The sequence below is a fragment of the Paenisporosarcina sp. FSL H8-0542 genome, assembly GCF_038632915.1.
Taxonomy (GTDB): domain Bacteria; phylum Bacillota; class Bacilli; order Bacillales_A; family Planococcaceae; genus Paenisporosarcina.
In genome coordinates this window covers 893,281-905,837 of sequence record NZ_CP152050.1, presented here as the reverse complement: position 1 = coordinate 905,837, position 12,557 = coordinate 893,281, and the positions used below count along the sequence as shown (strand labels likewise).

The 12,557-nt window shown below is 41.3% G+C and carries 11 protein-coding genes; 3 read left to right on the top strand and 8 right to left on the bottom strand.

Annotated elements, in window-relative coordinates; all coding sequences use genetic code 11:
- Positions 1 to 17 precede the first annotated feature (17 nt).
- Both MHH33_RS04850 and MHH33_RS04845 read right to left on the bottom strand, forming a co-directional pair.
- Positions 18 to 179, bottom strand: coding sequence for a hypothetical protein (locus tag MHH33_RS04850; protein ID WP_342543092.1), 162 nt, complete (start codon positions 177 to 179; stop codon positions 18 to 20).
- 132 nt (positions 180 to 311) lie between these two features.
- The gene (locus tag MHH33_RS04845; protein ID WP_342543091.1) at positions 312 to 1,448 is read right to left on the bottom strand and encodes an IscS subfamily cysteine desulfurase; all 1,137 of its coding nucleotides are present in this window, start codon (positions 1,446 to 1,448) and stop codon (positions 312 to 314) included.
- A 113-nt stretch (positions 1,449 to 1,561) separates the two neighbouring features.
- Between MHH33_RS04845 and nadB the strand changes: the two genes are divergently transcribed.
- The 3 genes from nadB to nadA are packed head-to-tail and all read left to right on the top strand — an operon-like array spanning position 1,562 to position 5,042.
- Positions 1,562 to 3,100: an L-aspartate oxidase gene (gene nadB / locus MHH33_RS04840; RefSeq protein ID WP_342543090.1), complete on the top strand. Its 1,539-nt coding sequence runs from the start codon at positions 1,562 to 1,564 to the stop codon at positions 3,098 to 3,100.
- A complete protein-coding gene (gene nadC / locus MHH33_RS04835) occupies positions 3,097 to 3,951 on the top strand; it encodes a carboxylating nicotinate-nucleotide diphosphorylase (RefSeq protein WP_342543089.1) in 855 nt (284 codons plus the stop codon). The genes nadB and nadC overlap by 4 nt, the downstream gene beginning before the upstream one ends.
- Positions 3,948 to 5,042 (top strand): quinolinate synthase NadA, encoded by a 1,095-nt coding sequence (gene nadA / locus MHH33_RS04830; protein WP_342543088.1) that lies wholly within the window; start codon positions 3,948 to 3,950, stop codon positions 5,040 to 5,042. Before nadC ends, nadA begins: the two co-directional genes overlap by 4 nt.
- 55 nt (positions 5,043 to 5,097) lie before the next feature.
- On the opposite strand, the gene MHH33_RS04825 is transcribed toward nadA, so the two are convergent.
- The 6 genes from MHH33_RS04825 to MHH33_RS04800 all read right to left on the bottom strand — a co-directional run bounded on the left by MHH33_RS04825 (position 5,098) and on the right by MHH33_RS04800 (position 12,544).
- The gene (locus tag MHH33_RS04825; protein ID WP_342543087.1) at positions 5,098 to 6,651 is read right to left on the bottom strand and encodes a fatty acid--CoA ligase family protein; all 1,554 of its coding nucleotides are present in this window, start codon (positions 6,649 to 6,651) and stop codon (positions 5,098 to 5,100) included.
- A gap of 244 nt (positions 6,652 to 6,895) precedes the next feature.
- Entirely contained in the window at positions 6,896 to 8,830 is a 1,935-nt protein-coding gene (locus tag MHH33_RS04820) for an ABC transporter permease (RefSeq protein ID WP_342543086.1), read from the bottom strand.
- The gene (locus tag MHH33_RS04815) at positions 8,802 to 9,575 is read right to left on the bottom strand and encodes an ABC transporter ATP-binding protein (RefSeq protein WP_342543085.1); all 774 of its coding nucleotides are present in this window, start codon (positions 9,573 to 9,575) and stop codon (positions 8,802 to 8,804) included. Before MHH33_RS04815 ends, MHH33_RS04820 begins: the two co-directional genes overlap by 29 nt.
- Positions 9,508 to 10,587 carry a sensor histidine kinase gene (locus tag MHH33_RS04810; RefSeq protein ID WP_016429138.1) on the bottom strand — a complete coding sequence of 360 codons (1,080 nt, stop codon included), beginning with the start codon at positions 10,585 to 10,587 and terminating at the stop codon, positions 9,508 to 9,510. The genes MHH33_RS04815 and MHH33_RS04810 overlap by 68 nt, the downstream gene beginning before the upstream one ends.
- Positions 10,584 to 11,291: a response regulator transcription factor gene (locus tag MHH33_RS04805; protein WP_016429139.1), complete on the bottom strand. Its 708-nt coding sequence runs from the start codon at positions 11,289 to 11,291 to the stop codon at positions 10,584 to 10,586. The genes MHH33_RS04810 and MHH33_RS04805 overlap by 4 nt, the downstream gene beginning before the upstream one ends.
- Positions 11,292 to 11,554: 263 nt before the next feature.
- Positions 11,555 to 12,544, bottom strand: coding sequence for a lipoate--protein ligase (locus MHH33_RS04800; RefSeq protein WP_016429140.1), 990 nt, complete (start codon positions 12,542 to 12,544; stop codon positions 11,555 to 11,557).
- Positions 12,545 to 12,557: the final 13 nt, after the last annotated feature.

The following is a 12,557-nucleotide window of genomic DNA, read 5'->3' as shown; positions in this document are numbered from 1 at the left end:
TTGCAGTCTCTGCTTTTTTACTTGATTTGTTTTTTGGATACGCCCTCTGATAAAGAGTCTTTTAGTTGGTTGTGATTTTTACGGCTTTTCGAGGACATGAACATATAAATTAAGAGGCCAGTGATGAGTACTGGAATGATGAACACAATAATAGTGAGAAAGAAGTCACCTATATTCAATTTGTTTCCCCCTCTCTTTAAGTTTCTATTTATATATAGAATACGCAATATCTCACATTTGTGTTTCAATTATTAACAATTTATTTTTTATACTCAATTGCCCATATAATGGAATGTTAAAAGCCACTCTTCTCATGGAGTGGCTTTCGTCTTGTTATCTCTTAAAGAATTTTGCACAACGTGTAAAAATGCATTAATTTCTTCCACAGTTGTCTTGTGATTAAAAGAAACTCTTATAAATCTACTTGCCATATCTCGTTCAAGGCCAATTGCGCTCAAAGCAGAAATTGCTTCTCCATAGCCAATTTTACAAGCCGTTCCAGTGGAGATGGCAATCTGATGACGATTGCATTCTAGCATCAGCCACTGCCCTTCTACATGTGGCAAAATTAATCCTTGTATAAAAGGAGACTTAGTCGCTGGGTTTCCTACTAAATGGACAGATTCAGGTAGATTAGCCAAGATAAAATCTTGTAAATGACTCGCCTGTTGATAGGCACCATCTTGCTCCGTAAAGGCATATTTTGCCGCGATTGTCGCTGCTACAATTGCTGGGATATCGACTGTGCCAGCTCGAAATCCACTTTGATGCGTGGTACCTTCATAAACAGATTCCCAGTGTACGGACGGGTCTAAATAAACGATTCCTACCCCTTTAGGTCCTCCAATTTTATGCGCTGAGCAAACGACGGACGTTACATTCAATGCACGAACATCCACGGGTATCTTCCCGACTCCCTGCACCATATCGCAATGAATAGGCACGCCAAATTGCTTGGCATGCGTTGCACATGATACAACCGGTTGAATGGCTCCCATTTCCGAGTTGACTAGCTGCATGATGACTAAAGCGGTATTATGTTTCACCGATTTCTTAAACAATGGCAAATCGATTACACCATATTTGTCTACCGGTATGTAGTGAATACGGTAGCCTTCTTTTTCTAATTCGTGCAGTGCGGTTAATACGGAAGCATGCTCAAGTTTGGTTGTGACGATATCCCGATATTCAATAGGTCTTCCTCTTAATAAGGATCGAATCGTCAATTGATTTCCTTCTGAAGCATTGGCTGTAAAGTAAATCCCTTCCGCACGTCCATTTAATAATTTTGCCCACAATTGCTTACAAGATAATAAATATTCTGCAGCGATTGAACCCGCATCGTGCAAACTTTGTGTGTTTCCAAACGCTATCGTTGCCGCCTCTACATAGGCGTCAATCGCTTCTTTTCTCATTGGTGATGTGGCAGCTGTATCTAAGTAAATCATCAAAACTCACCCATTTTCCTTCCAAAAACGATTTTCTTCTTGTAATCACTGTATCTTTATGTCATTAATAGTGTCAAGACAGCTGTAAACTTTTCGAAAAGTTGGTGTGAAGAATGTTTGATATTTGTATCATCGGTGGTGGAGTCGCAGGGTTAATGCTCGCTCATTCTCTCCCCGCTTCCATGTCCATTGCTATCCTCACAAAAGAAAATCCTTTCACTAGTAATACTGCACTTGCTCAAGGTGGAATTGCAGCATCACTTGCTCCTTATGATTCCCCTGAAACACATGCCGTCGATACAATACTTGCTACTGCTGATCATGCGCACTATACACGCGTGGAGCTTCTTGTTCATGAGGGAAAAGTACTCATCGAAAGATTGATGGCACAAGGACTTCCTTTTGATGCTAACTCGCATGGCTTACCCGAACTTGGTCAAGAAGCAGCACACACACAACGGAGGATTTTACATGCTGGTGGAGATCAGACCGGCAAGATGTTAATGCATTATTTGCTCGAACAAACACAAGAAAAAGTTACCCGCCTCCCTTTTCATACCGTACTGCAATTGCAAATTGATGACGGGCAATGTACTGGGGCGTTCGTTAGTGATTCAAATGGTCACAAACATCTTATTAAAGCGAGACATGTTGTTCTTGCGACCGGTGGTATTGGTCAACTTTATAGTCAGACGTCCAATTCCCCAGTAGCAACGGGAGATGGGTTATCCCTTGCCTATCATGCGGGTGCTATTTTGGAAGACTTGGAATTTGTTCAATTTCACCCCACCATTTTTACGTTGAATGGAAAATCGTGCGGTCTTATTTCTGAAGCCGTAAGAGGTGAAGGTGCTTTCCTCGTTAATCAAGACGGAATTCGTGTGATGAAGGATGTTCACCCGTTGATGGAGCTAGCACCACGGGATATTGTCGCTCGTGTCATTGAGTGGCATTGGCAAAAAAACGACCCCGTTTATTTGGATGCTCGACATATTCACCGGTTCGATAAAAAATTTCCATCAATCTATGCTAATTGTATGAGTTATGGTGTGAGTCCACTTCATGAGTTATTACCTGTTCGTCCAGGCGCTCACTTTCATATGGGTGGCATACAAACGAATGATATTGGAGAAACATCCATTCCTCAGCTGTATGCAATTGGTGAAGTAGCTTCTACAGGTGTGCATGGAGCGAATCGTTTAGCTAGTAATTCATTATTGGAAGGTCTCGTTTTTGCAGAACGATTGGCAAAGAGATTGCAAGAAAACGTGATTCGCTCAGGAGTTCAACTTGATGAAGAAGTAGATTGTTCATTCATTCAGGTCTCTCTAACGACTATGCAACTACGAATGACGGAACAAGTCGGAATTATTCGCACGGGAAACGGTCTTGCAGATTTCATTCAAGAATTCCCTCTCTCTCGCCTTGACCTTGCAAACTACACAAAAGAAGAAATACAGCTTATTCACCGTTATACAGCTAGCAGTTTAATTGCAAAATCCGCCTTCCTTCGAACTGAAAGCCGAGGAGGTCATTATCGACATGATTATCCAACGTCGGCTGATGAATGGACAGGAAAAGTTATCGAACGTTCCATTCAAGGGGAATCGACGAGATTACGTGAAATTGAAAGTAAGGAGACTGTAAAATGAATCGTTTAAAAGTAGAAGCTGCGTTAAAAAATTTCTTGATTGAAGATATAGGAGATCGTGACGTGTCCTCAGTTCTCTTCCAGGAATCCGACATCGGCGAGGCCATTGTGCGTCTTAAAGAGGATGGAGTGGTAGCTGGTTTGCAGTGTTTTACATGGGGTTATGGTTTACTGGATAACACAGTGGAAGTAGAACTGTTAAAAAAAGATGGGGATCATGTGGCATCTGGTGAAGCTATTGTTCGATTGAAGGGTCCGATTTCTTCCTTACTGTCAGGAGAACGCGTGCTATTGAATTTAGTTCAGCGAATGAGTGCCATTGCAACTTTGACAGCTAAATGTGTGGAAGCACTTGGCTCATCGCATACACGCATTGTGGATACTCGCAAAACTACACCGGGTCTCCGGATGTTTGAAAAATATGCAGTTCGGGCTGGAGGCGGGTTTAATCATCGCATCGGTTTATATGATGCGGTGATGTTGAAAGACAATCATATCGCTGCGGCTGGTTCCATTACGCAAGCCGTGGAAAAAGTCCGTGCTTCGCTTGGTCATATGGTCATGATTGAAGTGGAAGTAGAAACAGAAGAACAATTACTTGAAGCAATTGCGGCAAAACCACATGTCATCATGTTTGATAATCAAACGCCTGAGACGATGACACGTTGGTCAAAACTTGTGCCAGCTTCCATTCGTACAGAAGCTTCTGGCGGAATTGATTTATATAAACTTTCATCATACCGTCATACTGGAGTCGATGTTATTTCCATTGGCGCACTAACACATAGTGTCTCAAACATAGATATCAGCATGAATTTAACCGTTTCAAGCAAGGAGGCCGTTTTCGCATGACATCGTTATTAGAAGAATTACAAATTGCTGATCCAATACCTGCCCATTACTTGAACACGCCTGCAAAAGAACTACATGAACGAGCATTGAAGGCTAAGAAGTTATTGGGTGAAAGGTTGTACATTTTGGGGCACCATTACCAAAAAGATGAAGTCATTACCTTTGCAGACGTGACTGGCGACTCGCTTCAGTTATCGCAAATTGCAGCAAAACAAACGGCCGATTATATTATTTTTTGCGGCGTCCATTTCATGGCGGAAACCGCGGATATATTAACTACTCCAAACCAAGCAGTGATTTTGCCTGATATGAGAGCTGGTTGTTCAATGGCAGATATGGCGAACATTGATCAAACAGAACGTGCCTGGATTGAATTACAAAAATGCTTCGGTAATACAATTGTTCCTTTGACGTACGTCAATTCTACTGCAGCGATTAAAGCATTTGTCGGTCGCAATGGTGGTGCGACGGTAACTTCCTCTAACGCAGAAGAAATGGTGGAATGGGCACTTTCCCAGAAAGAGCGCATGCTATTTTTACCTGATCAGCATTTAGGACGCAACACTGCCGTGAAACTTGGCATTCCTTTGGAAACGATGGCAATTTGGGATCCGATTAAAAACCAGCTGGAATTGCAATGTGCTTTAGAAGACGTTCGAGTAATTCTATGGAAAGGACATTGCTCGGTGCACATGAATTTCTTGCCTAAACACGTGGCAAATTTAAGAGAAAAAGAGCCGGATCGCAAAATTTTAGTCCATCCGGAGTGCACGTATGAAGTGGTTGCCGCATCTGATTATGCTGGTTCCACAAAATACATCATTGATATGATTGAGGCGTCTGAAGTAGGTTCGAAATGGGCAATTGGTACGGAAATGAATTTAGTGAACCGCTTAATCGCTACCTATCCTGACCGTGATATCGTGTCCTTGAATCCCTTTATGTGCCCTTGCCTGACGATGAATCGCATTGACTTGCCCCATTTAACGTGGGCTTTGGAGGAACTCTTGGAAGGTCGCATCATCAACCAAATATCAGTTGATAAAAAAACAGCTGTGGAAGCAACCATGGCCTTGGAGAAAATGCTGTAAATAGAAAAAGAAACGATTCCACATTGATGGAATCGTTTCTTTTCGTTTTGCTCAATTATTTAGCAAGTGCCTGATCTCTTAAAGAACGACGTAAAATTTTACCCGTCGTGTTTTTCGGTAATTCTGTCAGAAACTCAAAACTACGTGGAATTTTATATTTTGCTAAATGTTCTCCGCAATAGCTGGACAGAGCTACACTGTCGAGACTTTCGTCTTTAACTACCACATAAGCATGGACAGTCTCTCCGAAGTTGGCATCCGGTAGACCAATCACGGCTGCTTCCACGACACCCGGGTGAGCAAATAATACTTCTTCCACTTCACGTGGGTAAACATTGTAGCCCCCAACAATGACTAAATCTTTCTTGCGGTCCACAATATAGAAATATCCATCTTCATCAATTCTCGCTAAATCACCTGTGTACAACCACCCATCACGGATTGTAGCGGCAGTCTCTTCTGGCATTTTGTAGTAGCCTTTCATCACGTTTGGTCCACGGACAATCAGTTCGCCAACTTCACCAACCCCTACATCTTCGCCAAGTTCATTCACAACCCGATTTTCAACGTTGCTGATTGAAGTCCCAATTGAGCCTACTTTACGATTACGATCTAATGGATTGAAGCAAGTAACGGGTGAAGCTTCTGACAAACCGTATCCTTCCGAAATTTGCACATTGAACTTATCTTCAAAGTTATGCAGCAAGGCAACAGGTAAAGAAGAACCTCCTGAAATCGCCAAACGAATCGTTGAGAAATCTTCGACATTTGCCTGCGGGAATTGATACAGGAAATTGTACATTGTCGGAACCCCTGCAAAGACAGTTGCTTGCTTTTCCCTCGCTAATTCAAAAACATCTTGCGGGTTAAAGCGAGGCACTAGTAATATCGTAGCACCTTTTAATAGTGGCGCATTCACGACAACTGTCAGTGCAAATACGTGAAATACAGGTAAAGTTGCGAGCACTTTATCTGATGAGGAAAAGCCTAAATAGTCAGCTGAATCACGTGCATTTGAATACAAGTTTCCGTGCGTTAACATAGCCCCTTTAGGACGACCCGTCGTTCCTGAAGTATATAAAATAACGGCATTGTCATTCTGGTCAATATCAACAGGTAAAACGTCAGGTGAAGCAGACATGACTAGTTGTGTAAAAGATTTCACTTTTCCGCGAAGCTCTTTAGGAAGAGCAGCCAGCTTCTCTTCCATATCTGGAGAAGTTTCACAAATTACATATGTATGGACTGACGGAAATGCTCCTGCTGCTTTCACAACAAATGGCAAAAGCATATCAAGTGCTATTACTACTTTCGCGTCACTATCTTGAAGGATGTAGGAAATCTCATCAGGTGTATAGATTGGATTGATTGGTATTACTGTAGCTCCCAAACGCATCGTTGCGTAAAGAGATATCAAGAAGTGTGGTGTATTGCCGAGCAATAATGCTACGTGGTCTCCTTTTTCCACACCTTGTTCACGCAAAGCTGACGCAAAACGAGCAATTGATTGATCGAATTCTGCATAGGATGTATCTTTCCCCATAAAATGATAAGCCGTTTTAGATGGTTGTTGCAAAGCCGTTTCACGAACCCGAGATACTAAATTCATCTGACTATCCCCTTTGTATTGAATGAATACTCACTCATTATTCAATATATTCATTATATAAGAAATGTTCAGTCAATACAATAAGCACCGTGAACTTTCACGGTGCTCCTGCGGTTACTCGTCGCAATGATTATGCTCCTGGGTTACTGATTGGAAACATTATGCTCCTGTTTCTGCATCGCTGTGCTAGCTTCGAAACATGAAAGTGCGTTGCATCGCTTCACTGCTTCGTCGCAATCAGTTCTTATGCTCGGACATGTGCAATATAACGCCAGCGTATTAAAAAATAATAAACGACCTGAATTAATGTGAAACCAATCAATACTAAAATCATTTCGCTCAAAATGGAGACTTCCGCCAAGTTCCTCCAAATGACTTGCAGTGACAAAAATGAAAATGCACTGTGTAACATCGCAATCCCCCAGGGTAGGAAAAACTGAGGAACCAGTTGGCGATTGACGATTTTGATGATTTCCGGTTCGGTCAAGCCCATCCTTTTCAACACATCAAATTGTCGTTTGTCCCGCTCCAGTCCCGTATATAGTTTAAAGTAAACAAAACTTCCGGCAGCCAATAACAAAACGGCTGCAACCATTAACCCTGTAAACAATAACAACGAAAATGTTGCCCGTATAACACTGTAGTTCAATCCTGGATTTTCAAAGTAAAATGGCAGAGTGGTAAAACCTCCATCATAAATTGCGTTCGTCACTTGGGAGTCTATATCTAATCCGATTGATTTTGTACGTTCCCATTCGGCTACATGGAAAGCAAAAAATTTATACGATGAGTTAAGCATTGTTCTTCCTGCAAACGGTTCGTCTATCAATCGATAGTCTATGTCGTCTACTACCACAATGTTTGATCCTATAATCATTGAAGGAAATAACATCTTCGGATATACACCATGGATTTTAATCGGGACATTGCTTTCTTCCAAAACAGTCTGAATTTCTTTACCTTTTAAATTGCCGATTGATTCCTCAGAATACGGAATAAACATGGCTTCTCCAGGAGCCAATTCAATGAGTGGCGAACCGAGTGCTAGTGCTAAACTATTGACATCCGACTCTCTTAAAATATCCACCGAGTTCCGTGAAAAGGATGAAGTTTGCTGTTTAATTAAGAACGGCACAAGCGTGTAGGATAACCCCTGCTCTTCCAATTCCTTACGCAATAATGAAATGTGGTCCGATTCATATGGATTATTCATTTCACTCGAATAAATTAGCGAAAGCGGGTTTATTTCACGAAACTGCCCTGTATAGGAAGACAGAGATGTTAATGTTCCAACTGATAAAAAAGCAACAGTCGAAACGATGGTGACGATAAAATACATACGTGCATTTTCACGGAGCTTTACAGCCACTTCCGAAACGGCGATCATGCGATACGGATGCCAGTAAAGAGACTTGCGTTTGCGTACTTGATGAAGCAAAAACAACACACTATGTGTAAAGAAGAAATACGTACCTAGTGCAGCAAGAGGTGGTAAAACAATGGCCAAAGCCAGTACCACATTCATCGATGTAAACGCGGCCGCTCCGTACGCAAACAATAACATGGCAATGCCTAGAATCGCTTTCACCGTCGAGTAACTTTGTAGTTCATCGTTCTTCCAGTAACCACGTATCAGTTCGATTATTTTTTGCTCTCGTATGAACACGACGCTCGTCATCGCAATGATGACGAAAAGACTGAAAAATGCCCCAATTGTCAAGGCAAAGGGCTTAACTGATACATATAAAGGTAAACTTTCCAATTGAAGCAATTCGCGCACAATCATAAAAAAGAATTTGGAAAAGGCATACCCAAAAAAGATTCCGGTTGCTACAGATACAGCACCAATCAACATCGTTTCTAGGAAAATCAATTTATTCAATTGCTTCTTCTCCATACCAAGCTGAAGTAGCAACCCAAACTCTTTGGAACGGGCCTGTAAAAAAGCGCTCATGGAATAGAACAGGAAAAACAGCGTAAATATGTACAATATTATTTCCGCTACAATCATCCCTGAGGCCGCAAATTCCCTTAAAAATTCATCTTCGATTTTCGGATGAAATAGTAACATGGAATACATGAAAAAGACCATGACTGAAAACATACTCGCCATAAAAAAAGCGGCATATATTCGACGATTTCGAATGACATTACGATAGGCGAATTGTCGAAAGGTCATTGACATTGCCTCCTAGCAAAGACAGCACGTTCAAAATACGTTGGAAAAAGGTTTGCCTGCGATTGTCGCTATAAATTTCATTAAAAAACTCACCGTCTTTTATGAAAATGACACGGTCACAGTAACTTGCGGCAATTGGATCATGTGTGACCATGAGTATCGTTGTTTTTTGTTCCTGATTTACCTTTGCCAATAGTTCTAGCACATCACGAGAAGCTTTAGAATCCAAGTTCCCGGTTGGCTCATCGGCTAAAATAAAGGCGGGATGATGAATGAGCGCCCGCCCAATCGCAGTCCGTTGTGCTTGTCCTCCAGAAATTTCATTCGGTCGTTTTTCAAGTATTTGTTCCAAGTTCAATTTCTTCGCCAAATCCTCTATACGTCGCTTCATTTCATCTAGTGGAAGTCCATCCAGTGTTAATGGGAGAACCAAGTTTTCTTCCACTGTAAGCATTTGCAATAAATTAAAATCCTGAAAGACAAAACCGAGCTGTCTCCGACGAAAAAGAGCAAGCTCGGTTTTTGACATTTCATCTGGACGTAGCCCATCAATCGTGAGGGTACCTGAAGTTGCCGTATCAATCGTTGAAATTAGATTGAGCAGGGTAGTTTTCCCGCTACCTGACGGGCCCATGACAGCAACAAATTCACCTTTTCCCACTTCAAAACTTATTTGGTTAATTGCACGATGCGTCACTTTCCCCTCGTACACTTTCGTCACTTCGTCCATTTTCAATATGCTCATCTTCTGTTACACCTCGCTTTGCAGCTTCATGTTTATGGAATAAAACCGATACTGTCGTGCCTTTGCCCTGCTCAGACATTACACTCATTTCATGACCGAGTTTCCCACAAATTTCATTAGCTAAATATAAGCCCATTCCTGTACTTTCTCCTGTTTTCCGACCATTTTCCCCCGTAAAAAAAGCTTTCAAGACGCGGGGAAGATCGGTCGCAGGAATACCGATTCCTTCATCTTGAACAGAAAGGAGAACTTGTCCTTGTTGACAGGTTGCTTGAACATTTACTTTCTTGCCTTCTTCAAACGTGTATTTTACGGCATTCGTGATAAATTGACCGATCACAAATTTCATCCATTTCTCATCTGTTGGCACGATAAATTCATCATCAATCGCAATCACTGGATACACATGATGTGTAATGAACAAGCGTTTATTTTCCGACACTACTTCCGACACCAATGTCTTTAGATGTACTTGTTCAATTTGCATATCCTGTTCAAACGTATCCAAGCGAGCATTCATCAAGACAGAATCAAGTCCGCGCTTCAAGCGGTCAATCTCTTCCTGCATACTTTTCTTATCGACATTGCCATCTTCTTGCAATAGCAATTCCACGACAGATAGAGGTGTTTTCATTTGATGCACCCATTGATTCATGAATTGAAGATGGCGATGCTGGTTGGCGTAGAGTGCTTGAACTTCATTTTGGTACAGTCTATACAAGCCCTGTAAATACGCCTCTATTTGTTGTTGTTCGGGTGATTTCCCATCACGCTGCAAAGCCTCTTCCATGTGCTTGGGTGGAGACAATACTTTTTGATAAAATGCGTATCGTTTCACGAACCGACCAAATAAAAACGATAAAATCAGTAACGTGCTGATGACAACTGAATAAATAGCCGTATCGACATTGCGAAATCCATCCAACCAATACAGCAACATAATAAAGAGCACCATAATAAGTTGAAAAATCAAGTAAGCAGCATGTTCTTTCACAAAAAGCCGGAAATTCATGACGACTCCTCCACACTTAATATGAAACGGTACCCAGCCCCTCTTACTGTTTCAATAGTTGAGGTGATTCCGTAGTCCTGTAATTTCTTCCTTACACGAGTCATATTAACGTTCAATGTGTTCTCATCGACAAACGCTTGGTCGTCCCAAAGTTCTTCCAGTAATTGCTCACGAGTGACCACTTTTGGTGACTGGGTCATTAATAGCTCAAGTATTGTACACTCACGTTTTTGCAGTGGAATTTCTTGCGAAGAAGTATGAAGTTCCATGCGCTCCAAATATAAACAGAGTTTGCCCGTTTTTATCGTTCGTTCTTCTTGTTTCGCTGCATATTCACCGTAAGTTCTTCGTAAATGACTTCTTATTTTGGCTAGGACGATTTCATAGTGGAAAGGTTTCGTGATGAAATCATCCCCACCATTTTCAAGCGCAAACACTTGGTCCATGTCACCAGAACGTGCTGAGATAAAAATAATCGGGCACGTCGTCTTCATGCGGAACTGACGACACCAATAGTATCCATCATAAGAAGGTAAATTAATGTCAAGCAAAATGAGGTGCGGATCGAACGCTTCGAATTCTTCTAAAATCAGTTCAAAGTCTTGAACCGTTTGCACTTCATAATGATATTTACGTAACGTATCGGCAAGCAGCGAGGCGATTTTCCGATCATCTTCAACGATATAAATGCGATGTGTCGACATCTTGTCCTCCCCCTTAATATCTTTTTCTTAATTGTACTTAAGAACAGCTCGAAGTGCTACTCTATGTAGATTATTCCGATGAAAGGAGAGAATGGAACAATGGCGTAATTCCAGGTAGACAGTTTGGTGTTCCGGGTAGACAGAATCGCCTTCTAGGTAGATAGTTTGGCCTTCCAGGTTGCACAAATTGGATTTGGACGACCATCCTGCTACCTCTTGTCCATAAAAAAAGCCTGACCGAAGTCAGGCTTTCGTAATGAATATTAATAAATCAACTGTAGGAATTCTTCTTTTGTAATTCCGCCAAGGTACGTTGAGATTTCCATATCACCTAGCGCGTCAGAAATCGCCGCTTTATCGTAAGTCACACCGATGATTCGCTTCTCGATATCTGCAACATCGCCTACTCCGAAGAAATCACCATAAATATTAGCATCTTCAATGACTCCGTTTTTCACTTGCAATCTCACGTCAATTCCACCAGTTGGGAATCTTTCTGAATGGGACATATTGAATGCCGGAGACTTGCCATAATTCCATTCCCAATTTCCATAACGTTTTTTTGATAGGGCTTTGATATTTGCCCAGTCCTCTTCAGTCAATTCAATTGTTTTAACTTCTTCTCCACCAAAAATTGAGTGGAGCAATTTCACACGAAACTCTTCAATTGTAATTTGCTTGTCCAAAAACTCGGTAATATTTGCCACTCGACTGCGAATTGATTTAATTCCTTTTGATTCAATTTTGTCCTTGCGTACTTTTAATGCAGAAACCACTGCATCAATTTCAGTATTGAACATTAATGTACCATGACTGAACATACGGCCTTTTGTTGTGAATTGGGCATTTCCAGAAATTTTTCTACCTTCGGCTAAGATATCATTGCGTCCTGACAGTTCTGCATCAACGCCCATTTCTTTCAGCGCATCCACAATTGGTTGCGTAAATTTCTTAAAGTTTCTGAAGCTGTCCCCATCGTCTTTCGTGATGAAACTGAAGTTTAAATTACCCAAATCATGATAAACAGCTCCGCCACCAGATAGTCTGCGTACTACGTGAATACCGTTAATATCTACGTAATCTGTATCAATTTCTTCAATGGTGTTCTGGTTCTTGCCGATAATAATAGCTGGTTCATTGATATAGAACAGAAAGAAAGAATCCTTTTCTATGTCCATTGTTTTTAGTGCATATTCTTCAATCGCCAAATTTATGCGAGGATCTGTAATTCCTTTGTTATCAATAAAATACATGAGGGTATCGCTC